Origin of the sequence: Pseudorhodobacter aquimaris (assembly GCF_001202025.1) — a bacterium.
Taxonomy (GTDB): domain Bacteria; phylum Pseudomonadota; class Alphaproteobacteria; order Rhodobacterales; family Rhodobacteraceae; genus Pseudorhodobacter; species Pseudorhodobacter aquimaris.
In genome coordinates this window covers 125,016-151,959 of the sequence record NZ_LGHS01000069.1, presented here as the reverse complement: position 1 = coordinate 151,959, position 26,944 = coordinate 125,016, and the positions used below count along the sequence as shown (strand labels likewise).

The 26,944-nt window shown below is 60.0% G+C and carries 22 protein-coding genes and 1 pseudogene; 19 read left to right on the top strand and 4 right to left on the bottom strand.

From position 1 onward, the window contains the following. Window positions 1–76 precede the first annotated feature (76 nt). The 6 genes from AKU94_RS14330 to AKU94_RS14305 all read left to right on the top strand — a co-directional run bounded on the left by AKU94_RS14330 (window position 77) and on the right by AKU94_RS14305 (window position 6,990). Window positions 77–976, top strand: coding sequence for a LysR family transcriptional regulator (locus tag AKU94_RS14330; RefSeq protein WP_050527940.1), 900 nt, complete (start codon window positions 77–79; stop codon window positions 974–976). 73 nt (window positions 977–1,049) lie between these two features. Further along, window positions 1,050–1,541 (top strand): formate dehydrogenase subunit gamma, encoded by a 492-nt coding sequence (locus tag AKU94_RS14325; protein WP_050527939.1) that lies wholly within the window; start codon window positions 1,050–1,052, stop codon window positions 1,539–1,541. Next, window positions 1,538–3,064 carry a formate dehydrogenase beta subunit gene (locus AKU94_RS14320; protein ID WP_050527938.1) on the top strand — a complete coding sequence of 509 codons (1,527 nt, stop codon included), beginning with the start codon at window positions 1,538–1,540 and terminating at the stop codon, window positions 3,062–3,064. Before AKU94_RS14325 ends, AKU94_RS14320 begins: the two co-directional genes overlap by 4 nt. After that, a complete protein-coding gene (fdhF, locus tag AKU94_RS14315) occupies window positions 3,061–5,958 on the top strand; it encodes a formate dehydrogenase subunit alpha (protein ID WP_050527937.1) in 2,898 nt (965 codons plus the stop codon). Before AKU94_RS14320 ends, fdhF begins: the two co-directional genes overlap by 4 nt. Further along, on the top strand, window positions 5,958–6,779 hold the full coding sequence (gene fdhD / locus AKU94_RS14310; protein ID WP_050527936.1) for a formate dehydrogenase accessory sulfurtransferase FdhD: 822 nt from the start codon (window positions 5,958–5,960) through the stop codon (window positions 6,777–6,779). Before fdhF ends, fdhD begins: the two co-directional genes overlap by 1 nt. Then, on the top strand, window positions 6,769–6,990 hold the full coding sequence (locus AKU94_RS14305) for a formate dehydrogenase subunit delta (RefSeq protein ID WP_050527935.1): 222 nt from the start codon (window positions 6,769–6,771) through the stop codon (window positions 6,988–6,990). Before fdhD ends, AKU94_RS14305 begins: the two co-directional genes overlap by 11 nt. An 11-nt stretch (window positions 6,991–7,001) precedes the next feature. Here AKU94_RS14305 and AKU94_RS14300 read toward each other — a convergent pair whose 3' ends face one another. Next, window positions 7,002–7,706, bottom strand: coding sequence for a GntR family transcriptional regulator (locus AKU94_RS14300; protein WP_050527934.1), 705 nt, complete (start codon window positions 7,704–7,706; stop codon window positions 7,002–7,004). A 180-nt stretch (window positions 7,707–7,886) separates the two neighbouring features. On the opposite strand from AKU94_RS14300, the gene AKU94_RS14295 reads away from it, so the two are divergent. Continuing rightward, window positions 7,887–8,837 (top strand): dihydrodipicolinate synthase family protein, encoded by a 951-nt coding sequence (locus AKU94_RS14295; protein ID WP_050527933.1) that lies wholly within the window; start codon window positions 7,887–7,889, stop codon window positions 8,835–8,837. Between the two features lie 765 nt (window positions 8,838–9,602). Further along, window positions 9,603–9,795: pseudogene (locus AKU94_RS14290) on the top strand (IS66 family transposase); the annotation flags it as partial. Window positions 9,796–9,869: 74 nt separating this feature from the next. Here AKU94_RS14290 and AKU94_RS14285 read toward each other — a convergent pair. Continuing rightward, the gene (locus tag AKU94_RS14285; protein ID WP_050527964.1) at window positions 9,870–10,904 is read right to left on the bottom strand and encodes an Ldh family oxidoreductase; all 1,035 of its coding nucleotides are present in this window, start codon (window positions 10,902–10,904) and stop codon (window positions 9,870–9,872) included. A gap of 199 nt (window positions 10,905–11,103) precedes the next feature. On the opposite strand from AKU94_RS14285, the gene AKU94_RS14280 reads away from it, so the two are divergent. From AKU94_RS14280 to AKU94_RS14240, 9 genes are all read left to right on the top strand, one after another. Further along, a complete protein-coding gene (locus AKU94_RS14280) occupies window positions 11,104–12,612 on the top strand; it encodes an aldehyde dehydrogenase (NADP(+)) (protein ID WP_050527931.1) in 1,509 nt (502 codons plus the stop codon). A gap of 186 nt (window positions 12,613–12,798) precedes the next feature. Then, window positions 12,799–13,605, top strand: coding sequence for an ABC transporter substrate-binding protein (locus AKU94_RS14275; protein WP_050527930.1), 807 nt, complete (start codon window positions 12,799–12,801; stop codon window positions 13,603–13,605). A 72-nt stretch (window positions 13,606–13,677) separates the two neighbouring features. After that, on the top strand, window positions 13,678–14,343 hold the full coding sequence (locus AKU94_RS14270; protein ID WP_050527929.1) for an amino acid ABC transporter permease: 666 nt from the start codon (window positions 13,678–13,680) through the stop codon (window positions 14,341–14,343). A gap of 12 nt (window positions 14,344–14,355) precedes the next feature. After that, complete coding sequence (locus AKU94_RS14265; RefSeq protein WP_050527928.1) at window positions 14,356–15,009, top strand: amino acid ABC transporter permease; 654 nt, start codon at window positions 14,356–14,358, stop codon at window positions 15,007–15,009. Beyond that, window positions 15,002–15,727 carry an amino acid ABC transporter ATP-binding protein gene (locus tag AKU94_RS14260; protein ID WP_050527927.1) on the top strand — a complete coding sequence of 242 codons (726 nt, stop codon included), beginning with the start codon at window positions 15,002–15,004 and terminating at the stop codon, window positions 15,725–15,727. The genes AKU94_RS14265 and AKU94_RS14260 overlap by 8 nt, the downstream gene beginning before the upstream one ends. An 11-nt stretch (window positions 15,728–15,738) precedes the next feature. Next, window positions 15,739–16,962, top strand: a complete 1,224-nt coding sequence (locus tag AKU94_RS14255; protein ID WP_050527926.1) for an NAD(P)/FAD-dependent oxidoreductase — start codon at window positions 15,739–15,741, stop codon at window positions 16,960–16,962. 10 nt (window positions 16,963–16,972) lie between these two features. Next, complete coding sequence (locus AKU94_RS14250) at window positions 16,973–17,974, top strand: 4-hydroxyproline epimerase (RefSeq protein ID WP_050527925.1); 1,002 nt, start codon at window positions 16,973–16,975, stop codon at window positions 17,972–17,974. Then, on the top strand, window positions 17,971–19,659 hold the full coding sequence (lhpI, locus tag AKU94_RS14245; RefSeq protein WP_050527924.1) for a cis-3-hydroxy-L-proline dehydratase: 1,689 nt from the start codon (window positions 17,971–17,973) through the stop codon (window positions 19,657–19,659). The genes AKU94_RS14250 and lhpI overlap by 4 nt, the downstream gene beginning before the upstream one ends. A gap of 1 nt (window position 19,660) precedes the next feature. Next, window positions 19,661–20,689, top strand: coding sequence for a trans-3-hydroxy-L-proline dehydratase (locus AKU94_RS14240; RefSeq protein ID WP_050527923.1), 1,029 nt, complete (start codon window positions 19,661–19,663; stop codon window positions 20,687–20,689). 4 nt (window positions 20,690–20,693) lie between these two features. On the opposite strand, the gene AKU94_RS14235 is transcribed toward AKU94_RS14240, so the two are convergent. Together AKU94_RS14235 and AKU94_RS14230 are read right to left on the bottom strand one after the other, a co-directional pair. Continuing rightward, window positions 20,694–23,783: an efflux RND transporter permease subunit gene (locus AKU94_RS14235; RefSeq protein WP_050527922.1), complete on the bottom strand. Its 3,090-nt coding sequence runs from the start codon at window positions 23,781–23,783 to the stop codon at window positions 20,694–20,696. Between the two features lie 10 nt (window positions 23,784–23,793). Then, entirely contained in the window at window positions 23,794–24,882 is a 1,089-nt protein-coding gene (locus AKU94_RS14230; RefSeq protein WP_050527963.1) for an efflux RND transporter periplasmic adaptor subunit, read from the bottom strand. Window positions 24,883–25,075: 193 nt separating this feature from the next. On the opposite strand from AKU94_RS14230, the gene AKU94_RS14225 reads away from it, so the two are divergent. Both AKU94_RS14225 and AKU94_RS14220 read left to right on the top strand, forming a co-directional pair. Continuing rightward, on the top strand, window positions 25,076–25,471 hold the full coding sequence (locus AKU94_RS14225) for a YbaN family protein (protein ID WP_050527921.1): 396 nt from the start codon (window positions 25,076–25,078) through the stop codon (window positions 25,469–25,471). A 156-nt stretch (window positions 25,472–25,627) separates the two neighbouring features. Further along, window positions 25,628–26,941, top strand: a complete 1,314-nt coding sequence (locus AKU94_RS14220; protein ID WP_050527920.1) for an NAD(P)/FAD-dependent oxidoreductase — start codon at window positions 25,628–25,630, stop codon at window positions 26,939–26,941. Window positions 26,942–26,944 lie beyond the last annotated feature (3 nt).

Here is a 26,944-nt window from a genome sequence, read left to right as displayed (position 1 = left end):
CGGCGCCCTTGACCGGCGCGGCGGATCCTTCCATAACTCTGATCAAAATGACCGGATTTGATCGGAGATCCCGATAATGATCGACAAGCTTGAAATGTTCATCGCCGTCGCCCGCGAAGCACATTTCGGGCGGGCGGCGCAAAGTCTGAATATCTCCCAACCCTCGCTGTCTTCGGGGATCAAACAGCTGGAGGAACAGCTGGGCGTCCAGCTGGTCTTTCGCGGCTCCCGCTTTGGCGGCCTGACCCCCGAGGGGCAAACCGCGCTGATCTGGGCCCAGCGTATCGTCGGCGATGCCCGTCAGTTCCGCGAAGAGATGCGGGTCAAGCGCAACGGCCTTTCGGGCGAGTTGCGCCTTGCCGTTATCCCCACTGCCCTGACATGGGCTGCCCGGCTTTCGTCGGATTTCACCAAGCGCAATCCCAAGGTCCATTTCACCATTCTGTCCAGCACCTCACGGGAAATCCTTGCCCTGCTGGACGGTTTCGAGGTCGATGCCGGCATTTCCTATCTCGACAATGAGCCCTTGGGCCGCGTGCATACCGCGCCGCTTTATGACGAAAGCTATGTCCTGCTGTGTCGGCACGACTCCCCTTTTGCCAGCAAGGCCGAGGTCTGCTGGTCCGAGTTGAAGGACGAGACCCTGGCCCTGTTGACACCCGATATGCAAAACCGGCGTATCATCAACCAGATCTTTGCCGAACATGACATCTCTCCCGTCACCCGCATTGAATCCAATTCCATCATGGCCTTGACCGCGAGTGTGGAAACCGGACGCTGTATGACAGTGCTTTCGGCCGATATCGCGCGGTTTTTGACGGCAGGCAAAAAGCTGGTGGTTGTACCGATGTCAGAAGCGCGCAAACAACATTCCGTCGGGCTGATCGTGCCCCACCGAGAGCCGCGCAGCCCCGTGATTGATGCATTACTGACCTCGGCACGCAAGCTTTCCACGGCTCTTGATCGGGAATCCTGATCACTTAACGGAACTTTATTATTGATTTCCGTATGACTGGCGGGGTTCTATAGGGCAAAGAAGGAATTTTACCATGCCCGCAGTCTCGCCAGCCCCGGATCAGCCAGCCCCTGATCAAAATGAAATCAGCGATATCATCGCCGCCTATACGCATCTCGAAGGCCCCATGTTGCCGATCCTGCATGCGCTTCAAGACCGGTACGGCTGCATCCCCCAAGGCGCAGAAGCCCTGATTGCAATGGCACTCAACATCACCAAGGCCGAAGTGCATGGGGTGGTCTCCTTCTATCACGATTTCCGCGAGGAACCGACGGGTCGGCATGTCATCAAGATTTGCCGGGCAGAGGCCTGTAAGTCCGTGGGCGCGGATGCTTTGGCGGCCTCGACATTGGCCAAGCTGGGGCTGGACTGGCACGGCACGACCGCGAATGGCGCGGTAACAATTGAACCGGTCTATTGCCTCGGGCTTTGTGCCTGCGGGCCTGCCGCGATGGTCGACAACAAGGTCGTGGCAAGGGTCGATGAAACGCGGATGGCCGCCCTGTTGCAGGAGGCCGGCGCATGAAGATTTTCCTCCCCCTTGATAGCGTCGCCAAGGCGCTTGGTGCCGATGAAGTGGCCAAGGCGATCACCCAAGAGGCGGCACAGCGCGGGATTGAGTTGACGCTGGTGCGCAACGGATCACGCGGGATGGTCTGGCTGGAACCTTTGGCGGAGGTCGTGGTTGACGGCATCCGCCACGGCTTTGGCCCGATGGAGCCAGGCGATGTTGCGGGGCTGTTTGGCGATCTCTCCGCGCACCCCAAGGCCCTGGGTCCGGTGGATGACCTGCCATGGATGCAGCGCCAGACACGGCTGACCTTTGCGCGCGTCGGGGTGATCGACCCGCTGGATCTGGCCGATTATGAGGCCCACGGCGGGCTTGCGGGCCTGCGCCGCGCGGCCGGCATGAGCAGCGAGGACATCGTAGCCGAGATCACGACAAGCGGCTTGCGCGGGCGCGGTGGTGCGGGCTTTCCGACCGGCATCAAATGGAACACGGTTCTGGGCGCAAAAGCCCCGCAGAAATACATCGTCTGCAATGCCGATGAGGGCGACAGCGGCACCTTTGCCGACCGGATGCTAATGGAAGGCGACCCCTTTACCTTGATTGAGGGCATGGCGATTGCGGGCCTCGGCGTGGGCGCGACCAAAGGCTATGTCTATATGCGTAGCGAATACCCTGATGCGGTTGCGGTCTTGCAAGAGGCCGTCGAGATCGCACGTACAAAGGGCGTGCTTGGCCAGGATGTCATGGGGTCCGGTCGTGCCTTTGATATGGAGGTTCGCGTTGGTGCCGGCGCATATGTTTGCGGTGAGGAAACCTCGCTGCTGAACTCGCTTGAGGGCAAGCGCGGCGTGGTGCGCGCCAAGCCACCGCTGCCCGCGCTCGAAGGGTTTCTTGGCCGCCCGACCGTGGTCAATAACGTCATCAGCCTTGCCACCGTTCCGGTGATTTTCGAACGCGGCGCGCAGGCCTATGCCGATTTCGGGCTTGGCCGGTCGCGCGGCACGGTCACGCTGCAAATCGCCGGCAATGTAAAGCAGGGCGGCTTGTTCGAGACCGCCTTTGGCATGACGCTTGGCGAGGCGGTGGATGTGATCGGGGGTGGTACGGCCTCGGGACGTCCGGTCAAGGCGGTGCAGGTTGGCGGGCCATTGGGCGCCTATATGCCACGCCACAAGTTCGAGACCGCCATCTGCTATGAGGCGTTTGACCAGCAGGGCGGTTTGATCGGCCATGCCGGTTTGGTCGTCTTTGATGATGCCACCGATATGCTGGATATGGCCCGCTTTGCGATGGAATTCTGCGCGGTCGAATCTTGCGGGAAATGCACGCCGTGTCGGGTCGGTGCCGTGCGCGGGGTCGAAACCCTCGACCGTATCCGCCAAGGCGATGCGGGTGCCGCGGAATTGCTGACCGACCTGTGTGACACCATGAAAGACGGCTCTCTTTGTGCCTTGGGGGGCTTTACCCCCTTTCCCGTCATGTCCGCCCTCACCCATTTTCCTGACGATTTCGCGACCCAAAAGGAGGCCGCCGAATGAAAGATTTCATCATCCCCACCGATGACCGCGATATGGGCACCCCCGCACGCAGCGGCGCGCCCGTAACCCTGACCATTGACGGTTTTGCCGTAACCGTACCCGATGGCACTTCCGTGATGCGCGCCGCCGCCGAGGCGGGCCTACAGATCCCCAAGCTTTGCGCCAGCGACAACATGGAGGCCTTCGGGTCATGCAGGCTGTGCGCGGTGGAAATCGAAGGTCGGCGCGGCACGCCCGCCTCTTGCACCACACCTGTGGCCGAGGGCATGGTCGTCCAGACCCAGACTGCGAAAATCAAAAAACTGCGCAAGGGCGTGATGGAGCTTTATATCTCCGATCACCCGCTGGATTGTCTGACCTGTTCGGCCAATGGCGATTGCGAGTTGCAGGATATGGCCGGCGTTGTGGGCCTGCGCGATGTGCGCTACGTCGCCCCCGAAAATGCACCTTTGGCCAATCACTTTGCCCCGCGCAACACCAGCGGCGAGGCGAACCCCGAATGGATGCCCAAGGACGAAAGCAACCCCTATTTCACCTATGATCCCGCGAAATGCATTGTCTGCAGCCGTTGCGTGCGCGCCTGCGAAGAGGTCCAAGGCACCTTTGCCCTGACCATCGAGGGCCGCGGTTTCGACAGCCGCGTGTCCTTTGGCGCGAAAACCGATGATGCGCTGGCCTCGGATTGCGTTAGCTGTGGTGCCTGTGTTCAGGCCTGCCCGACCGCGACCTTGCAAGAAAAATCCATCGTTGAGCTGGGCACACCGCAGCGTTCTGTCATCACCACCTGCGCCTATTGCGGGGTGGGCTGTTCGTTCAAGGCCGAGTTGAACGGCGATGAGCTGGTGCGCATGGTGCCCTATAAGCATGGCAAGGCAAACCGGGGTCATAGCTGCGTCAAGGGGCGTTTCGCCTATGGCTATGCCAACCACAAGGACCGCATCCTGAACCCGATGATCCGCGACAAGATCACCGATCCATGGCGCGAGGTCAGCTGGGATGAGGCGCTGGATTTTGCCGCCAAGCGGATGCGCGGGTTGCAAGAGAAATACGGCCAGAAATCCATCGGGGTGATTACCTCCAGCCGCTGCACCAATGAGGAAACCTTTCTGGTGCAAAAGCTGACGCGTCAGGTCTTTGGCAATAACAACACCGATACCTGTGCGCGGGTCTGCCATTCCCCCACCGGCTATGGGCTGGGTCAGGCATTCGGCACCTCGGCCGGCACCCAGGATTTCGATTCCGTCGAGGAAACCGATGTGGTGATCGTGATCGGTGCCAATCCGACCGATGCGCATCCGGTCTTTGCCAGCCGCTTGAAAAAGCGGTTGCGCGAAGGGGCCAAGCTGATCGTAATCGATCCCCGCCGGATTGATCTGGTGAAATCCGCCCATATCGAGGCGGCACACCACCTGCCCCTGCGCCCCGGCACCAATGTCGTTGTCGTCACCGCCTTGGCCCATGTCATCGTGACCGAGGGGCTGATGGATGAGGCCTATATCCGCGAGCGTTGCGATTGGGATGAATTCCAAGACTACGCCGCCTTCGTAAGCGATGCGCGCCATTCACCCGAGGCGACGGCCATGCTTACCGGCGTTGACCCGCAGGAATTGCGCGCGGCCGCACGGCTGTTTGCCACGGGTGGCAATGGCTCCATCTATTACGGGTTGGGCGTGACGGAGCACAGTCAGGGGTCCACCACCGTGATGGGCATCGCCAACCTTGCCATGCTGACCGGAAATGTCGGGCGCAACGGCGTTGGGGTGAACCCGCTGCGGGGACAAAACAACGTCCAAGGCTCTTGCGATATGGGCAGCTTCCCGCATGAATTGCCCGGCTACCGCCATGTCAAACTGCCCGAGGTGCGCAAGATATTCGAGGATGCCTGGGGCACTGTGATCGACCCCGAACCGGGGCTTCGCATCCCCAATATGCTGGATGCTGCGGTGGATGGCACCTTCAAGGGGCTTTACTGTCAGGGCGAGGATATCTTGCAATCCGACCCCGATACCAAACATGTGGCTGCGGGATTGGCCGCGATGGAATGCGTGATCGTGCATGATCTGTTTTTGAACGAGACCGCCAATTACGCGCATGTGTTCCTGCCGGGTTCGACCTTCCTTGAAAAGGACGGCACCTTCACCAATGCCGAGCGCCGCATCAACCGCGTGCGCCGTGTGATGGCCCCCAAGAACGGCTATGCCGATTGGGAGGTGACGCAGATGCTGGCCAATGCGATGGGCGGCAGTTGGACCTATACCCACCCCTCCCAGATCATGGAGGAAATCGCGGCCACGACCCCCAGCTTTGCCGGCGTCAACTATGCCATGCTGGAGGAAAAAGGCAGCGTGCAATGGCCCTGTAACGAAGAGCATCCCGACGGTATGCCCTTGATGCATGTCGACGGCTTCATGCGCGGCAAGGGGCGGTTTATCGTCACCGAATATGTCGCCACCGACGAAAAGACCGGCCCGCGCTTCCCGCTTTTGCTGACCACGGGGCGGATCCTGTCGCAGTATAACGTAGGCGCCCAGACACGGCGGACGGAAAACACCGTCTGGCACGATCAGGACTTGCTGGAGATCCACCCCCATGATGCCGAAGTACGCGGTTTGCATGAGGGCGATTTCGTCAAGCTGGCCAGCCGCTCTGGTGAAACCACCGTGCGTGCCAAGATCACAGATCGTGTCAGCCCCGGTGTGGTCTATACCACCTTCCACCACCCCGACACGCAGGCCAATGTGATCACCACCGATTACACCGATTGGGCCACCAACTGCCCTGAATATAAGGTAACGGCGGTGCAGGTCAGCGCGTCGAACGGCCCGTCCGAATGGCAAGAGGATTATAGCGCGCACGCCGAGCAATCGCGCCGCATCCTTCCGGCGGCTGAATAGTGACGCATCCCGCCTCCTCCAGCCTTTCGGGCCTGTCGGTACAAGCCGATGGCAACCGCGTGGTTCACCGCGCGCTGCCCGAGGAGGTGGCGGTTGCCATGGTTTTCAACGGCTCCACCCAAGCGGTAATGATGGCCAGCCCCACCGATCTTGGCGATTTCGCGCATGGGTTCGCGCTGTCCGAGGGGGGGATAACCGACCTGTCCCAGATCGAAGATTTTGAACTGCTCGATCATCCCAACGGCATCGAGGCCCGCTTCTGGCTGACCGAAGACCGGGCCGAGGCCATCGCCGCCCGTCGGCGCATGATGGCCGGTCCGGTGGGTTGCGGGCTATGCGGGATCGACAGTCTGGAACAGGCGGATCGCGACCTGCCACATGTGGGGGGCGCGGATCTGAGGTTCTCACAAGCCGATATCGCGGGGGCCACCGACAGCTTGCGCAATCAGCAGCCCCTACACGACCTGACCCGTGCCACCCATGCGGCGGGGTTCTTGCAGCCGGGAAAAGGGATCATCCTTGCCCGCGAGGATGTCGGACGTCACAACGCGCTGGATAAGGTGATCGGCGCCTTGGCGCTTGCAGGGATCGACCCGGCAAGCGGCGCCTTTGTCATGACCAGCCGCCTCTCGATTGAGCTGATACAGAAAACAGCCATGGCCGGTGCCCCCGCATTGATTGCTGTTTCCGCCCCGACCGCCCATGCCCTGCGTGCCGCCCAAGCGGCCGGCATTACGCTGGTCGCCTTTGCCCGTGGCGGCGGGTTCGACATCTATTCCAATCCACAACGTATTCTTTCCGAGGTTCCCAATGTCCCCTGAAAAAATGGCCTATATGGCCAATCAGATCGCCACGTTCTTTCGCTCTCAGCCCGAGGCAGGGCGCGTTGAGGGCATCGCCGCCCATCTCGGTGATTTTTGGGAACCGCGGATGCTGGAACAGCTTTATACCCATATCGACGGCGGCGCCGCAGGGCTTGATCCGCTGGTGATTGAGGCGGCAAAACACGTGCAGCAGGCCAAAGCGGCCTGACCGCACACCTTCTATAGCGTGATGTTCTGACGTCGGTCGCTTGCGATAAGGCGCTGGATTTGCGAAACGATCTGATTGGCATGGATCAATGCCAAACTGTCTGATTTTTCAATATCACGGGCCGCGATTGCGGCGATGATATCTTCATGCTCGGTCACATATTCCTGTGGCAACTGGTCATGATAGGATTGGTAGTACAGCCGCAAGATCCGCCGCCCCTCATCCAGCAGCCGCAAGAACAAGCCCTCATAATAGGTGTTTTGCGCCGCCGCCGCGATAGCCGCATGAAAATCGCGGTTGGTTGCGATCATGGCAAGTGCATCCTGATTCTGCACCGCTTGCGCAAAAAGCGCCTGATGCGCGCGGATGGAAACCAGGTCTTCCTCGGTATGATATTGCGCCGCCAGCCGGGTCGTCACGCGGTACATCAATGTCAGCGCATCAAAGAACGTATGCAGAGTCAGAAAATTGATGTTGGACACAACCGTAGAGCGGTTGGGCAATGTCGTCACCAAACCTTCGCCCGCAAGGCGCACCAAGGCCTCACGGATCGGGGTGCGGGACATTGCGAACCGTTCGGACAACTGAATCTCGTCAATCGGGCTGCCCGGCTCCAACGCCAGATCGATAATCTCGTCGCGCAAGACATCATATACATGTTTGACGCCCGAGCCACGTTTGCGGTCTGGTTTGGCGGGGGGTACAGGGATGCTCATGCCATTTCCTTTGTTGCAAAATTTGGATAGGGGAGTTGCCCTGCGCTATCAAGTCCTGCGGTGACTTTTGGCTGTGTAATTTGTGTCGACAAATAGTATGCAGTTTGTTATAGAGAGATGGAACACGTTCACCCCCGTGCCGGACACCGGCACCCAAGCCGCAGTTTCAAGGAGCGATTGATGACAACCAATATCTTTTCCGGCACCATTCCGGCGTTGATGACACCATGCAAACCTGACCGCAGCCCGGATTTCGACGCGCTCGTCTCCAAGGGCAAAGAGTTGGTCGCGGCAGGCATGTCCGCAGTGGTCTATTGTGGCTCGATGGGTGACTGGCCGCTATTGACCGATGCCCAGCGCATGGAGGGCGTGGACCGTTTGGTCAAGGCCGGTCTGCGCGTGATCGTGGGCACCGGTGCGGTAAACTCTGCCTCTGCCGTGGCCCATGCGGCGCATGCGCAAAAGGTTGGCGCCCATGGTTTGATGGTGATCCCGCGGGTGTTGTCGCGCGGCTCTTCCATCCCGGCACAAAAAGCGCACTTCAAGGCGATCCTGAATGCCGCCCCCGATCTGCCAGCCGTGATCTACAACAGCCCCCACTATGGCTTTGAGACCCGTGCCGATCTGTTCTTTGAGTTGCGCGCCGATCATGCGAACCTGATCGGGTTCAAAGAGTTCGGCGGGACGGATGCAATGTCTTATGCCGCTGAATTCATCAGCAGCCGTGACGATGATGTGACCCTTATGGTTGGTGTTGATACCTGCGTTGTGCATGGTTTTGTGAATGCCGGCGCCACCGGCGCGATCACGGGCATCGGTAACGTCTTGCCCGCCGAGGTCTTGAACCTTGTGCGCCTGTCCAAAGCGGCCGCCAAGGGCAGCGCCATTGCCCGTCAGCGTGCCCAGGAGCTGGAATCCGCGCTGGCCGTTTTGTCGAAATTCGACGTTGGTGTGGATCTGGTTTTGTATTTCAAGTACCTTTTGGTGCTGAATGGCGATGCCGAATACAATCTGCACTTCATTGAGACGGATGAGCTGTCAGAAAGCCAGAAAGGTTTTGCCAAGGCCCAGTTGGAGCTGTTCCGCACATGGTATGCCGATTGGTCAAAATTGCCGGGTGCAGTTGCCTAAGGCATGAATTTGAAAAGGCCCGCTGGTTAGGCGGGCCATTGAGTACAGCAGGGCATAGACTTCTGAAACCTGTCAACTGAAAATCTGACAGGTTTTTGTTTTTAAATCTAAATTCCATCGAAAACTTAGCTTTTGAGGCGCATACTCACCCAAAGTTAAAACTTCCCGTGCGCGGCATCATCTTGTGTCATTATGAATTTTGCGTCTGGCCGCTTTGGCCAACATTATAAGTGAACAAGCTCTTGACGAAACGGGCCTAAGGACCGAACGGAATGCAGGGTCTCCCGAACCTTACGCTTGCCCAAATATACCCCCGAGTATCGGGTGATACAAATCTGGACTGCGGCGGCGCCCCCGACTGCGGGAGCGACGGAATCGAGTTTGAAGGTAACCCACGGACCTAGAATGACGGCAGGGTTCTCCTGTGCCAACTTCTTCGAGGAAACACGGAATGCAATGTGCAAACCAAGTTACTTTCAAACGATAGCGAAGGTCGACTTCCCGCCCGTCGTGCCTCGGTTCAAAGTCGACAATTCGCTTGGCCTGCTTCGTCGTTACAGGGTGCGCAAGCACTTAACGCCGCCAGCCCCATCCCTACAGCCCTTTTGATGGAGAGCGGGCTGGGGCTGGCTCATCTCATATCCAAACTGTGCCGCTTATAATTTCGCATTCAGGTTTGGTCTCAATGTCTAAGCCGCGCAAAACTATTAAACTTGCGCGGCGACATTGGACGAAACCGCGAGGCGATCGCATGGAAATATGCACGAAGCCCTCAAATACATTGCCAAATACTGGAACGGGCTGATCCGGTTCCTGTCCGAGGGCGTGTCGAAATGGACAGCAATGCCGTCGAGCGCACAATCCGCCAATCGCGTTGCAAAGAAAGAATGCGCTCTTCGCGGGTCACGACTCGGGTGCAAAAAACTGGGCCATGCTCGCGTCGCTGATCGAAACATGCAACGGACGGTGAGGAAAATCACCGCCCGTATCCTGTAGCTCGGAATGGCTCCCTGGTTAGGCGGGCCTTTTATATTAGCTGACGGCGTCCAAGCCACCCGTCTGCAAACGTTCCAGCATGGACTGTTCATCCGCGTTCAGCGTAATGCCGTTGGCCATTGACGCCGTCCGCGCTGTAAAGCGGCGCGTGGATGGCAGCCTTGCCCCCTGCCCCAGCACCGCATCAAACAGTGCCTCGGCTTGGTCCATGTTCACCCCCCCTTTGGCCGCGGCGAAACGGTCGGGGCAAAAGGCGATGATCAACTCGCCATGACGCGGGGCAATGGTCGTGGTGCCAAGGAATTCCAGCGCCTCGGGGCTGGTCATATCGCCGATCATCACGCCAGCGAGCAGTTCGATCATCATAGAGATGGCCGAACCTTTGTGCCCGCCAAAGGGCAGCATCGCCCCTGCAAGCGCCGCAGTCGGATCGATGGTCGGCGCACCCTCGGCATCGACGGCCCAACCCTCGGGCAGGGGTTTTCCGGCGATGCGGTGCAGCTCCAGCTCACCTCGCGCGGCAACGCTTGTGGCAAAATCGAACACATAGGGCGCACGGCCCTCCCGCGGCCAGCCAAAGGCCAGCGGGTTCGTCCCCATCAGCGCGGTTGTGCCGCCCGTCGGGGCCACCGTGGCATAGCTGGGGCACATCGCGATCGCCGCAAGTCCCTGCGCGGTCAGGGCCTCTACCTCTGGCCAAAGCGCGGAAAAATGCGTGCAATCATTGATGACCAGCGCCGCAAGCCCAAGGGCCTTGGCGCGTTCAGCCAGCACTGGCGCGCCCATCTCGAACGCGGCATTGGCAAAGCCGCCCTTGGCATCGACGCGCACAATCGCAGTCTCGTCTCGCGTCAGCGCCGGCACGGCATCGGGGACAACCTTGCCATGCTTCAACGTCCGCAAGCAGCCCTCGATCCGGTAAATCCCGTGGGACTTGCAGGCGTCCCGCTCTCCGGCGACAATGACTTCGGCTATGGGCCGGGCCTGCTGTGCAGAAAACCCCACAGCACGAAAAATAGACTCAACCTTGCTTACAAGCTCGTCAGGGGTCAGCGTAATATCGGCAGCCATCCGGCGCTCCTCTTTTGCGATCAGGTCGTCGGTTGTACGGGCTTGGCACATCCGTTAGACCTTGGGTGGATATCAGTTGCTAATCTGTATACATATTGTATGCATGAACTGCAGGACGGGGCAAGGCATCAGCCACCCCGACCAACATAGTTTCACTTTAGCCCGGACACGGGCCACAGAAACCAAGAAGGGCCACAAGATGACATTTACTCCCCATGGCAAACATTTGATCGCAGGCGAATGGGTTGCAGGCGACCAGACCTTCCAATCCGAGCCCGCCACCGGACCGGCGCACAGCTATTCTGTTGGCACGGTCGCCTTGGTGAACCGCGCCGCCGAGGCCGCCGAGGATGCCTTCTGGAGCTATGGCTATTCCAGCCGCAAGGACCGCGCCGCCTTTCTCAACGCCATCGCGGATGAGATCGACGCCCGCGGTGAGGCGATCACCGAGGTTGGTTGCGCCGAAACCGGCCTTCCCGAAGCGCGCCTTCAGGGGGAGCGTGGCCGCACCGTGGGCCAGCTGCGCCTGTTTGCCGATCACATCCTCAAGGGTGATTACCTCGACCGTCGCCATGACGCCGCACAGCCCGACCGCCAGCCTGCCCCCCGCCCCGAGATGGTGATGATGCAGCAGCCCATCGGGCCGGTTGCGGTCTTTGGCGCGTCAAACTTTCCGCTGGCATTTTCAACTGCGGGCGGGGATACGGCCGCCGCCCTCGCCGCCGGTTGCCCTGTCGTTGTCAAAGGCCACTCCGCCCACCCCGGCACCGCCGAGATCGTCGCCGAGGCCATCAAGGCCGCGATTGAAAAAACCGGAATGCCCAAAGGTGTGTTCTCTCTGATCCAAGGCGGCAAGCGGGATGTTGGCACTAGCCTTGTGCAGCATCCGCTGATCAAGGCCGTCGGCTTTACTGGCAGTCTGGCCGGCGGGCGCGCCCTCTTCGACCTTTGCGCCGCACGTCCAGAGCCGATCCCCTTCTTTGGAGAGCTGGGATCCGTCAATCCAATGTTCCTGCTGCCCGAAGCGATTGGCGCGCGCGCCGAGGCGCTTGGCACCGGCTGGGCCGGATCGCTGACCATGGGCGCGGGACAGTTTTGCACCAACCCCGGCATCGCTATTGTCATTGACGGGCCGGACGCGGACCGCTTTGTCGCCAGCGCCAAAGCAGCGCTTGAGGCCTCTGCCCCGCAGGTCATGCTGACCCCCGGCATCGCATCGGCCTATCATCAGGGCGAGGCGCGCTTTGCCAAGGCAGAGGGCGTGAGCACGGTGCTTGCCTCTAAATCCGAAGGGCGCGAGGCGCGGCCGAACCTGTTTGAAACCACTGGCGCGGCCTTTACCGCCAATCACGACCTTGCCGAAGAGGTCTTTGGCCCACTTGGTCTGGTGATCCGCGTCGGTTCCGTCACTGAAATGGTTTCTCTTGCCAAAGGCTTTGCGGGGCAGCTGACCGCCACCCTGCACATGGATGCAGGCGATATGGATGCCGCCCGCAGCCTGCGCCCTGTATTGGAGCGCAAAGCAGGCCGCGTATTGGTCAACGGCTTCCCAACAGGGGTCGAGGTGGTCGATTCGCAAGTTCATGGCGGCCCATATCCAGCCAGCACCAACTTTGGCGCGACCAGCGTCGGCACCTTGGCGATCCGCCGATTCCTGCGCCCGGTCGCCTATCAGAATATGCCAAAGGAATTGCTGCCCGAGGTTTGACATCTGCCCCCGAGGGGCTAACCTGATTACTGGGTGCGCCCGCTTCGGCGGGCGTTTCCATTGGTGGGGCGCCGCCAAATATACTTTTTGTATATTTCAATTATTTCTTCTTGCACCAAGGCCGGACCCTCAACATAGTCAGTGTAGGAACGAATCAAAAAAACAAAAAACCAAAGGGAGATACCAATGAAAAAGACTGCACTTTTGGGCGGACTGCTGGCCGCGACCTGCCTTGCCGGTACCGCACAAGCGGACAAGCTGGATGACATCATGGCCTCGGGTACGCTGCGTTGCGCCGTTGTGCTGGACTTCCCGCCGATGGGATCGCGCGATGCCGATAACAACCCGATCGGGTTTGACGTCGATTACTGCAACGACCTTGCGGCCGCCCTTGGCGTTGAGGCGGAAATCGTTGAAACGCCTTTCCCCGACCGCATTCCGGCGCTGGTCTCGGGCCGGGTTGACGTTGGCGTAGCCTCCACTTCGGACACGTTGGAGCGGGCAAAGACAGCCGGGTTCACCATCCCCTATTTCGCATTTACCAATGTGGTCCTGACCCGCGAAGACGCCGGTGTCGAAGGCTTTGACGACCTTAAAGGCAAGACCGTAGGCTCGGTTGGTGGCACCTATGAAGGGATCCAGCTGGAGGATAACATCAAGGCATGGGGCGACGGCGATTTCCGTCCTTACCAGTCACAAGCCGATGTGTTCCTTGCGTTGTCGCAGGGCCAGATTGACGGCACCGTGGTTACCTCCACCGTGGCCTCTTCGATTGTGCAATCGGGAAAATATGACGGTTTGGTCATCAAGGGTGATGCGCCCTACCTGCCCGATTATGTTGCCCTTATCGCGCTGCGTCAGGAATACGGTCTGCTGAACTATCTCGATCTGTTCATCAACCAGCAGGTGCGCACCGGCCGCTATCAAGAGCTGTTCGACAAATGGGTCGGCGGTGAGGCACCCGATCTTACGGTCAACAAAGCTTACCGCTAAGCGTTACCGAAACAAAGGAAAGGGGGCACGTTCCCCTTTCCTCCTGCGGACCCCACCATATGAAGGGCCGAGATGTTCACTTACACCTTTCAATGGCGCCAGGCATGGCAAAAGATACCGCTTTTGCTGGATGGCGCGCTGGTCACCTTGGAAATCGCACTTTTGTCGATGGCAATGGGTGTGGCCTTTGCGGTGATCCTTGCGGTTGCCCGCAACTCCAAATCACGCTGGATCTATGCGCCCGCAACAGTCTGGGTCGAGGTGGCGCGCAACACGCCCGCCCTCTTCCAGATCTATATGGCACATTTCGGCCTTGGGTCTTTTGGTATTCACCTAAGCCCTTATATCGCCCTTTTGGCCGGGATTACGTTTAACAACGCCGGCTATCTGGCGGAAACTTTTCGCGGGGCCTTGCGTGCCATTCCCGGAACGCAGCTGCGTGCGGCACGGTCCTTGGGAATGCCACAAACGCAGGCCTTTCGGCTGGTGATCATGCCGCAGATGTTTCGCATCGCCTTTTTGCCCACGACAAACCAGATGGTCTGGGCGATCCTCATGACCTCGCTGGGTGTGACCGTGGGGATGAACACCGACCTTGCCGGCGTGACGCAGGATATCAACGTCCGCAGCTTCCGCACATTTGAAATTTTTGCCCTCGCGGCGGTGATTTATTACCTGATCGCCAAGGCGGTGACGCTGGGTGCAAGGCTGCTTGCGCGGCGCATGTTCCGCTATTGAAGGGAGAGCGCTATGTTTGAAACCTCTATGACCCTCAGCGATCTGATGTTCCTGGCCAAAGGCGCGGGGATGACGATTGCGGTGACCTTTTTCGCTGTGACGGGTGGCACCGTGATGGGCCTTTTGTTCGGCGTGATCCGCGCACAGATCAGCCCTTGGGCCGCCCTGCCGCTGACCTTTGTGCTGGACGTCTTTCGCTCGGTTCCGCTGTTGATCCAACTGGTGCTGGCCAACGCGTTTCAGGCGATTGCAGGGCTGAACCTGCCGCCCTTTGCGACGTCCTGCATTATTCTGGCACTTTATACCTCGGCCTATTGCACCGAAATTGTACGCGGCGCGATTGATGCGGTGCCGATGGTGACACGCCGCGCGGCACGGTCATTGGGCCTGAGCTGGGGGCAGGATATGACCTATGTCGTGTTCCCGATGGCCCTGCGCGTGGCCTTGCCAAGCTGGATCGGGCTGACCTTGGGCGTGCTCAAAGACAGCGCGCTGGTGCTGTGGCTGGGGCTGATCGAGCTGCTTCGGTCGGGCCAGATCCTTGTGACCCGCCTGCAAGAGCCGATGTTCATCCTGCTTGTCGTAGGTCTGATTTATTTCCTGCTAAGCTTTCCCATTGCCCGCTTTGGCAGCCAACTTGAAAAACGGTGGCGCGAGAATGATTGAAATTAAAGACGTCTATAAATCCTTTGGCACGCTCGAAGTGTTAAAAGGCATCAATCTGACCGTTGAAAAAGGAGAGGTTGTTTCGGTGATCGGCGGGTCCGGTTCGGGTAAATCGACCCTGCTGACATGTATCAACGGGTTGGAGCCGATCAACTCCGGCTCCATCCTTGTCGACGGGGTAGAGGTTCACGCCAAAACCACCGACCTCAACAAGCTGCGCCGCAAGATCGGCATTGTGTTCCAGCAGTTCAACGCCTTTCCGCATCTGACAGTGCTGGAAAACGTGACCCTCGCCCCGCGCAAGGTGCTTGGCATGTCCAAACCCGAGGCTGAAGCCATCGCGGAAAAGCAACTGGCCCATGTCGGTCTGGGCGATAAGCTTGCCGTTTATCCCGGCAGGCTTTCGGGCGGGCAGCAACAGCGAATGGCGATTGCCCGCGCACTGGCGATGTCGCCCGAATATGTACTGTTTGATGAGGTGACTTCCGCGCTTGATCCGCAGTTGGTGGGTGAGGTGCTGGATACGCTCAAACTGCTGGCCGATGACGGTATGACCATGATCTGCGTAACCCATGAGATGACCTTCGCGCGCGATGTATCCGATCGGGTGGCCTTTTTCCACAAAGGAATCATGGCCGAGATCGCCCCATCCAAAGAGTTTTTTAACGCGCCTCAACACCCCGAGACGCAGAAGTTCCTGTCAAACATCCGGTCGTAAGGGCACATAGAATGAAAGCGGTAGATGTCGTCGTTGTCGGCGCGGGTGTTGTTGGCCTTTCGGTCGCCTTGGCCGCGCAGGCACGCGGGTTGTCGGTGCGCGTCATTGACCGTGAGGGCGTCTGTGCCGGCGCCTCGGCGGGCAATGCCGGGGCTTTTGCCTTTACCGATATTTTCCCGCTTGCCTCGCCCCGCGTGATCCGGCAGGCGCCGAAATGGCTGCTTGATCCGCTGGGGCCGCTGTCGGTGCCGCCGCGCTATGCCGCACAGATCACGCCCTGGATGTTGCGCTTCTGGCGGGCAAGCTGGCCCGCGCAGGTGCGTGCCTCAACCATCGCGCAAACCGGGCTGATGGCCCTGTCCAAGGCCTCATTGCAGCCGTTTCTGGCAACGCATGGCCTGTCCTCGATGCTGCGACAAGACGGGCAATTGCAGGTCTATGAAGGGCAGGCCGAATTTGACGCCAACCTGCCAAGTTGGGCCGCCCGCGCCAAGGTGGGCATCCCGTTCGAGCATCTGACGGGTGATGCGATTTCTGAACGTCAGCCGGGGCTGGATGCGCGGTTCACCCATGCCACCTTTACCCCCGAATGGTATTCCATCGCGGACCCAAAGGATTACACCGAAGCCTTGGCCGAACGGTTTTCTGCGGGTGGCGGCGAGGTGGTTATCGCCGAGGCCACGCATCTTCTGGATGACGGGGTGGATACGACGCTTGGTGCGATGAAGGGCCGCGTGGTCTTGGCCGCGGGCGCGTTCTCGCACCATCTGGCACGCACCGCAGGCGTCAAGATCCCGCTGGAGACCGAGCGCGGCTATAACACCACCCTGCCTGCAAATGCGGTCGATCTGCGCTGTCAGGTGACCTTTGGCGGGCACGGGTTTGTCATCTCCAAAATCACATCGGGCATCCGCGTCGGGGGCGCAGTAGAGCTGGGCGGGCTGAAGCTGCCGCCGAATTTCAAACGTGCCGATGCGATGCTGACCAAGGCCAAACAGTTCATGCCGGGCCTTGAGACTTCAGGCGGCGTGCAGTGGATGGGGTTTCGCCCCTCACTGCCCGACAGCCTGCCCGCGCTTGGCCCCCTGCCCGGTCAACCCAACACGATCTGTGCCTTCGGGCATGGGCATCTGGGCCTGACCCAATCGACCGGCACTGCCCAAATCATCGCCGATCTTTTGACCGGCAAAACTCCTGACATTGACATCACCCCCTTCGCGCCCGCGCGTTTCTGAAAGCCAACACATGACGAGCTATACTTTTCCCTGCATTGACGGCCATACCTGCGGCAATCCCGTGCGTCTTGTCACCGGCGGCGCGCCGATGCTGGAAGGCGCGACCATGCTTGAAAAGCGCGCGCATTTCTTGACCGAATTTGACTGGATCCGCACGGGATTGATGTTTGAACCCCGCGGCCATGACCAGATGTCCGGCGCGATCCTGTTCCCACCCACGCGCAGCGATTGCGATGTTGCGGTGCTGTTTATTGAAACCTCGGGCTGTTTGCCGATGTGCGGCCATGGCACCATCGGCACGGTGACGATTGCGCTGGAAAACGGACTGATCCGCCCCGCAACCCTCGGCGTTTTGCGCCTTGATACCCCTGCGGGCCGCGTGGATGTAACCTACCGCCAAGAGGGTCGCTTTGTCGAGGAAGTGCGCCTGACCAACGTGCCCGGATTCCTCCATTCCGAAGGGCTGACCGCCGAGGTAGAGGGCATGGGCGAGGTGGTCGTCGATGTCTCTTACGGTGGTAATTTCTATGCCATCGTGGACCCGCAGAAAAACTTTGCCGATATGGCGGATTATGCGGCGGGGGAACTGGTGCATCTGGGCCGCAAGCTGCGCGATGCGTTGAACGCAAAATACGAATTTATCCACCCCGAGCATCCCGCGATCTGCGGTTTGTCACATATCCTTTGGACGGGTGCAGCGCAGGACCCCGCCGCGCATGGGCGCAATGCCGTGCTTTACGGCGATAAGGCGATTGACCGTTCCCCCTGTGGCACCGGCACCTCGTCCCGCATGGCGCAGCTGGTGGCCAAGGGCAAGCTGGCGGTGGGCGATGAATTTGTGCATGAATCCATCATCGGATCGCTGTTCAAAGGCCGGGTAGAGGCCGCCACCACCGTGGCCGGAAAACCCGCGATCATCCCCTCTATCGCCGGATGGGCGCGGGTGACGGGCTTCAACACCATCTTCATTGATGAGCGCGACCCCTTTGCCCACGGCTTTGTTGTCAAATGAGCGGGCAAGCCATCATCGCAGGCCGCGCCCGGGGCAAGGTTCTCGCCTCGGCCGAGGGGATCAGCTTTTGGGGCGGGGTTGATCCGCTGACCGGCATAGTGATCGACGCGCATCATCCGCTGCATGGGCAATGCCTGACGGGCAAGATCTTGGTGATGCCGACCACGCGCGGGTCCTGCAGCGGCAGCGGGGTGATGCTTGACCTTGCACTGAACGGGATCGCACCCGCCGCCTTTGTCTTTCGCGAGGCCGAGGATGTCGTGACCCTTGGCGCGATGATCGCGGGCAAGATGTTTGACCGACCCGTGCCGGTTATCCGGCTGGAACCTGCGGCCTATGACACGGTTGCCGCCGCCCGAAATGCCGAACTGACAGAGGATAGGCTGATCGCGGATGGCGTGACCCTGCCCTTAACGCCCCTGCCCGTCACAGCACTTGACCTGACGCCAGAAGACCACGCGATGCTGAACGGCGAGGACGGCCCTGCCCGCCGCATCGCGATGAAGGTGATCTGTGCCATGGCCAGTTTGCAGGGCGCGCAGACGCTGATCGATGTTACCCAAGGCCACATCGACGGTTGCATTCTGGCCAATGCGGCCAACCTGCGCTTTGCCGAGACGATGGCCGAGATGGGGGCGAAAACCTGCATCCCGACCTCGATCAACGCGATTTCGGTGGATCACGGCAACTGGCGCACCCAAGGCGTCGCCCCCGATTTCGGGCTGCGCGCCGCCCGTCTGGCCGATGCCTATGTGGCCATGGGGGCGCGCCCGACCTTTACCTGCGCGCCTTATTTGCTGGATACCGCGCCCAAAGAGGGCGAGGCCATCGGCTGGTCGGAGTCCAACGCCGTGGTCTATGCCAATAGCGTCTTGGGCGCGCGCACGGTCAAACACCCTGACTATCTTGACCTGTTCATCGCAATGACGGGCCGTGCGCCCTTGTCGGGGGTTTACCTACCTGAAAACCGGCAAGCGCGGCTGGTGATCCATGTCACAGCCCCCAACGGTGCCGATGATGCGCTTTGGCCGATGCTTGGCTATCTGGCGGGGCAACGCGCGCCTGACCGCATTCCTTTACTTGCAGGGCTGGAACATCTGTCCCCCTCGCCGGATGACCTCAAGGCGATGTGCGCGGCTTTTGGCACGACATCTGCCGCGCCGATGCTGCATGTTGCGGGCCACACCCCCGAGGCGCATCTGATTGCCCCCGATGCCAAATCCGAGACCGCCGATATCCAAGACCTCGCGCGGATCTGGGCACAGTTGAACCCCGACACCACGCCCAAGCATATGGACCTGATCGCCTTTGGCAGCCCGCATTTCTCGCTGGATGAGACCCGCAAGCTGGCCGCATTGCTCAAGGGCAAACCCCGCCACCCCGATACGGCGGTGATCGTCACCTTGGGCCGTGAGGTGCTGGCCGCGATCAAGGCTGATGGCACGTTGGAGGCGTTAAAAGTCGCCGATGTACAGCTGGTTGCCGATATCTGCTGGTGTTCCATCACCGAGCCGGTGTTCCCACCAACGGCCACAACCCTGATGACCAACTCCGGCAAATACGCCCATTACGGGCCGGGGCTTTCGGGCCGCGCGGTGCGTTTCGGGTCATTGGCCGATTGCGCCACCGCCGCACAAACCGGACAGGCCCCAGCACATCCCCCCGCTTGGCTACAAGAGGCATAACATGCGATCCAGCAAAACCGTTCACGTCATTTCCGCCCATGCCGAGGGAGAAGTTGGCGATGTCATCGTCGGCGGTGTCCTGCCACCGCCCGGCGATACGCTCTGGGAGCAATCGCGCTGGATCGCCAAGGATGAAACCCTGCGCAACTTCGTGCTGAATGAACCACGCGGCGGGGTGTTTCGCCATGTGAACCTGCTGGTGCCGCCCAAGGACCCCCGCGCCGATGCCGCCTTTATCATCATGGAGCCAGAGGATACGCCGCCGATGTCGGGTTCCAACTCTATCTGTGTGTCGACGGTGTTGCTGGACGGCGGGCTGATCCCGATGCAAGAGCCTGAAACCCGTATGGTGCTGGAGGCGCCCGGCGGGTTGGTCCATGTCCGCGCCGAATGCAAGGATGGCAAGGCGGAACGGATCTTCGTGCAAAACCTGCCCAGCTTTGCCGCCGATCTGGGCCTGACGTTGGAGGTAGAGGGCATCGGCACCCTAACCGTCGACACCGCCTATGGTGGCGATAGTTTTGTGATCGTGGACGCGGCCGCCCTTGGCCTTGATCTGGTGGCTGACGAGGCGCATTTCATCGCCAAGATGGGCGTGAAAATCACCAATGCCGCCAATGCGCAGCTTCGGTTTCACCACCCCGACAACCCCGACTGGACGCATTTCTCCTTTTGCCTCTTTGCCGGGCCCGTCACCCGTGAGGGCAACGAACTGCGTGCAGGGTCAGCCGTGGCGATCCAGCCGGGCAAGGTGGACCGTTCGCCCACCGGCACGGCGCTTTCGGCGCGGATGGCGGTACTCCATGCCAAGGGGGAAATGGGTCTGGACGACCGGCTGACCATCGTCTCGGTCATCGGCTCTACCTTTGTCGGGCGGATCGTGGGGGAAACCACGGTGGGCAACAGACCCGCCGTCATCCCCGAGATTTCAGGCCGTGGCTGGATCACCGGCACGCATCAGCACATGCTGGACCCCTCAGACCCTTGGCCCGAGGGGTACCGGCTTACCGATACCTGGGGGGCGCGCTAAGCGTTCAGGCCTCGCCCTTGGCCCCGTCAAACATCCGTTTCTTATCGCCCTGCGCCGTCAAGAATTGCGCATCAGAGCGTGAGATATAGGTGTAGAACATCGGCACCACAAAGAGCGTAAAGATGGTGCCGATCAACAGACCGGTAAAGATCACCAAGCCCATCGCTTGACGCGCCGCAGCCCCCGCCCCTTCAGCTAGGATCAACGGCACCACGGCCAGCGCCATGGCGGCGGTAGTCATCAGGATCGGCCGCAGACGGGTTTTGGCCGCCGCCACAATCGCCTCACGCCGGGTCAGGTTATGTTCCTCACGCTGCTGATTGGCGAACTCCACCATCAAGATACCGTGCTTGGTGATCAGGCCGATCAGGGTAATCAGCCCCACCTGCGAATAGATGTTCAGCGTCCCCAACCCAAGGTTCAGCGGCAAGATCGCGCCAAAGATTGACAGCGGCACCGACATCAGGATGATAAAGGGGTCACGGAAGCTTTCGAACTGCGCGGCAAGCACCAGATAAATCACGACCAAAGCGGCGGCAAAGGCAAAGATAATGGTGTTACCCTGCTCCACCTCCAGCCGCGATTGGCCGGAATAGTCGATAAAGAACCCGTCAGGCAAAACCTCGCGGGCGATCTGTTCCAGCTGTGCCAAGCCGTCCCCCGTCGACGTCCCGATCGAAGGCAGCGCCGTCAGCGTGGCGGCGTTCAACTGGTTGAACTGCTCGATCGAGGCTGCACTCGCCCCCGTATTCACCGAGACAACCGAGGACAAAGGCACCAAGGCCCCGCCGGATGCGCGCACAAAGAACTGGCCCAGACGTTCGGGGTTGTTGCGCCATTCCTGCGGCACCTGGGTGATGATGTCATAGCTGTTGCTTTCCAGATCGAACTGCGCAACCGCATTGCCACCGACCAACAGCGCCAGAGTCGACCCGATATCGGAGATCGGCACATTCAGGCTGGCGGCCCGTTCGCGGTCAATCGTCACCGTCACCTGCGGCGCATCAAAGCTGAGCGAGTTTTGCACAACGATAAACCGCCCCGAGGCCATCGCCTTTTGCCGGATCTCCTCAGCCACTTCGACCACCCGTTCGGGCGCATAGATCGACTGGATCACCAAGGACACCGGCAAGCCACCCCCCGCCCCCGGCAAGGTCGGCGGCGCAAAGACAAAGCCCTCCACCCCGGTGTTTCCCGCAAGACTGGCCTGAATATCGCCCTGCACCTCTTGCTGGCTGCGACTGCGATCAGCCCAGTCTTTCAACGACCAGATATATATCCCGCTATTTTTTGCCCCGCCAAAACCCGCAATGGAAAATCCGACATCGACCTCTTCGACCTCGGCAGTAGCTTTGGTCACCTCCTCGATATAAAGTGAGGTGTAATCGGTCGTGGCATAGCGCGGCCCGTTGAGGAAGGCGAACAGCGCGCCCTGATCCTCTTCGGGGGCAAGCTCGCTGGTGGTGTTCATGAACATAAAGCCCGTGACACCCAACAAAGCGGCAACCATCAACAAGGTAACGGGACGGTAATCCAACGAGGAAGACACCCGCCGCTCATACCAGTTCGAGACCCGATCAGAGGTCCGGTCCACGATCTTCTGGAACCGACCGACATTGCCATGGCTCAGCAAACGCGCGGCCATTGCGGGTGTGATCGTCAAGGCAACCAGCCCCGAAATGATAACCGCACCGGCCAAGGTCATGGCAAATTCGGTAAAGAGGCTGCCAGTCAACCCGCCGGTAAAGGCCAAAGGCGCCAGAACCGCCGCCAAGGTCAGGGTCATCGCGACAACGGGACCGGCAATTTCCTTCATCCCCTTGATCGCGGCAGGAGCGGGCTGCATGCCCTCTTCGATATGGCGGTGAATGTTTTCCACCACCACAATCGCGTCATCCACCACCAGACCGATCGCCAGAACCATCGCCAGCAATGTCAGCAGGTTGATCGAATATCCCAACGCCAACAGGATCGTACAAACCCCGATCAACGACAGCGGAATGGTCGCAACCGGCATCAGCACCGAGCGGAACGACCCAAGGAACAACAGGATCACCACAATCACAATCGCCACCGCCTCGGCGATGGTCTTGAACACCTCGAAGATAGAGCTGCTGATGGTCTCGGTCGAATCGTAAACCAGTTTCAAGGTCATGCCCTCGGGCAGGCTGTCGTTCAGGCTGGGCAATTCCGCCAATACCGCCTCGGCCGTGGTCAGCGGGTTGGCGGCAGGCGTGGCGGTGATGCCGATAAAGGTGCCGCCCTCGCCGTCAAAGGTGACGATCTCTTCCTGGTCCTCAGAGGCCAGCTCAACCGTGGCGACATCGCGCAGACGCACAACGCCGGTATCGGTCGTGATCAGGGGCAATGCGCCAAAGGCCTCGGCAGTTTGCAGGGTGGATTCGAGGCTGATCGAATAGGTGACATATTCGTTTTCGGTGCTGCCCGGCGCCGACAAGAAGTTCGAGGCACGGATCGCGGCCAGAACCTCACCTGCGGTGACCTTGCGCGCGGCCAGACGCAGCGGATCAATCCAGACCCGCATCGCATAGTTGGATGCCCCGATGATCTGCATCTCGGCCACACCTTCGATGGTAGAGACGCGCGGACGGACCACGCGTTCCAGATATTCGGTCAACTGCTCGGGCGTCATATTCGGGTTTTGCGCGGCCAGATACATCAGCGCAAAGGTCTGCCCCGTACCCTTGGTGATGATCGGATCTTCGGCATCGCCGGGCAACTGGCCCCGGACCTGCTGCACCTTGGAGAGCACTTCGGTCAGCGCCGCCTCGGAATTTGCGCCCAGCTGCATCTGCACCGACACCACCGAGGCCGAGGGCCGCGACTGGCTGGTGACATAGTCGATATTTTCGGTTGTGGCGACGGCGGCGGCGATCGGGGCGGTCACAAACCCCTGAATAAGGTCCGGCGCGGCACCGGGATAAACCGTTGTCACGGTCACGACGGTTTCTTCAACCTCGGGATATTGCCGGACGGGCAGGTTTAAAACCGACTGCAGGCCCAACAAAATGATAAATGCCGCAAGCACCGAGGACAGAACCGGGCGGCGAATGAAGACTTCAGAGAAATTCATGCTATCGCCCCTATTCCACTGCCGCCGCAGGCGAGACGCTGTTATCGACCGCAACAGCGGCCCCGCCCGTCAAACGGTTCTGACCGGCATCGACCACCTCATCCCCGGCCTCGATACCATCCACAATCTCGACCATCCCGCCCGAGCGGCGGCCAACCTTGACAAACACCTGTTCCACGGTCGGTGTCTCACCCTCACGCACAACAAAAACGGAATCGCCATAAAGGTTAGAGGTCACAGCCGTTTGCGGCAGCGCCAGAACCCCGTCTTCGGACGGCAAGACGACACGGATGCGCACAAACTGGCCGGGGAAAAGCTTGCCATCGGTATCGTCGATCAAGGCCCGCAGGGTGACCAGCCGCGAGACCGGATCGACGCGCGGCTCAATCGCGATGATCTTGCCGGTGAATTGCATGTCTCCGGCCTCGGTCCGTGCGGTGACATCCATGCCAATCGCCACCGCACCGATCTGTTGTTCGGGAACGGTAAATTCCGCCTGCATCCGGTCAAGGTTTTGCAAGGTGGCATAGATCATGCCGGGGGTCACATATTCCCCCGCCTCAACCCGGGCAATTCCGATCACACCGCCAAAGGGGGCAACCATTTCCTTTTGGTCCAAAATGGCCGTCAGCTTGGCAACCTGTGCGCGCGCGCTCTTCTCCTGAACCTCGGCGGTATCGACGGTATTGGTGGTGCTGATCCCGCGTTCCTGCAAGGTCTTGTTGCGGTTCAACTGGGTGACGGCAAGATCAAGCGAGGCCATCGCCGCGCCCAGATCCGCACGCTCGATCCGCTCGTCAAGCTGAAGCAAGGTCTGCCCTTCGGACACCTTGTCATTGGCATCAAAGCTGATGCTGCGCACCAGACCAGAGGCCTCAACCGCCAGATCCACACCTTGGGATGCAATCGCCGTACCCACGGCGTCAATCCCCGACTGCCAGACGATCGGTTCAACCTTGACGGTTGATACAGCAACCGGGGGGGGCGTCATGGTTGCAAAATACTCGGCGATCATCTTGTCGCGAAACTGATTGAACCCGACGATCCCGCCAACAATCAATGTCAGCAAAACAACAGCAATAATGAGACGTTTGATCATCTGGCTTCCTCGGGTCAATATTTTGTGGGTTTGATATGACATAGCGTCGCAGCCTTTGCCAGTCGCAGCTCAATACACAAAGCTGTTTTTTTACGTAGATCATGCCAGGCGTGCCCTTTGCAAAGCAGGGTAGGTCGATTGAACAGCTAGGGCGACTGCGCTAGATTGCCATCGAAATATCAAGGGATACCCGATGACCAACCCCGCTCCACGTAACGGCACGCGTGCATTCCTGTCGCTTTGGGGCTGGCGGGTATTGGGCGGCACTGCGCTGTTTTTGGGCGCAATAGGCGTGGTTCTGCCCCTGCTGCCCACCACGCCCTTCATCATTCTGGCGGCATTTTCCTTTGCCAAAAGCGCACCCGGCCTGCATGCGCGCCTGGTCCAAAGCCAGACGTTCGGCCCCGCACTGGCAAGCTGGCAAAGCAATGGCGCCATCGCCCCGAAACATAAGGCAATGGCCGTAGGCATGATGACAGCGGCCTTCATCGGCGCCTTAGTGGCCGGTGCGCCTGCCTACGCCTTGGGGCTGCAGGTTTTGTTTATGGGCGGCGCGGCAATATTCGTGCTGACCCGCCCCCCCCGCTGATCCGCGCTCCGGCACAAGGCAGCCGCGGCATCATTTCCGCGCTGTATTGACGCAGATCAATGCCCGAAAACCTTTTGCATTATAAATTCTGTTTTACGAATGTATAGTTCAACGCCTGCCAACCATCGGCCTGCACGTATTTCAAGGGAGTCCTATATGAACCAGTTCAATGAATTATCAGCCTCCCGCCGCGGATTTTTGGGATTGGTTGCCGGTGGTCTGGCCATCGCAGCCACAACACCGGCCAAGGCAGCGCGCATCAAAACCAAGGCCAAGATTGTGATGATCGGCGCAGGGGCCGCAGGTACGGCGCTTGTCAACCGGCTGGTGGACCGGCTGGACGGGGCCGAGATTACGATCCTTGACCCGCGTGTTGACCATTTGTACCAACCCGGCCTGACATTGGTTGCGGCGGGGTTGAAACCTGCGGAATATACGCAATCCAAAACCACCGATTGGCTGCCTAAGGGCATCACCCATTTCCCCGAGGCTGTCGCCGCCGTTGACCCCACAGCCAAGACCGTCAGCACCGCCAGCGGGCAAACCCTCTCCTATGACTTTCTGATCCTCGCCCCCGGCCTTGTGCTGGACCATGACGCGATTGAGGGGTTCTCGCTTGATCTGATCGGCACCAATGGTATTGGCGCACTTTATGCAGGGCCGGATGCAGCGGCACGCACATGGACCGCCGCACAGAAGTTTACCGAAGAGGGCGGCGTCGGCATTTTCACCCGCCCAATCACTGAGATGAAATGCGCAGGCGCGCCGTTGAAACACGCCTTCCTGATCGACGACATCGCCAAGCGCACTGCGGGCCCGGGCAAGCATGACATGCATTACGCCGCCCATGACCACACGCTTTTCGGTGTGCCGATTGTTTCGGAAAAGGTGCGGATGCTGTTTCTGGATCGCGGCATCACGCCCCATTACAGCCATGTCCTCAAAGCCATTGAGCCGGGTGCAAAGCGCGCGACCTTCGCCACACCAGCGGGCGACGTGGAAATGCCCTATGACTACCTGCACGTCATCCCGCCACAGCGCGCCCCCGATTTCGTCCGCGAGTCGGGCCTCAGCTGGGTCGATAAATGGGTCGGTCAGGACTGGGCCGAGGTGAATATGCAAACCCTGCGTCACCTGCGTTTCCCTGAAATCTTTGCCCTCGGCGATGTTGCGGGCGTGCCAAAGGGCAAAACCGCAGCTTCGGTCAAGTTTCAGGTGCCCGTGGTCGAGGACCATCTGGTCGCGGCCATTCAGGGCAATGAGGGCACGGCCACCTATGGCGGCTACACCTCTTGCCCGATGATCACCCGCGTCGGGCGCGCGATGCTGGTGGAGTTTGATTACAACAACAACCTCGTCCCTTCCTTTCCGGGCATCATCGCCCCGCTAGAGGAGCTGTGGATCAGCTGGTTGATGAAGGAAGTGGCCCTGAAAGCCACCTATAACGCCATGCTGCGCGGCAAGGCATAAGGG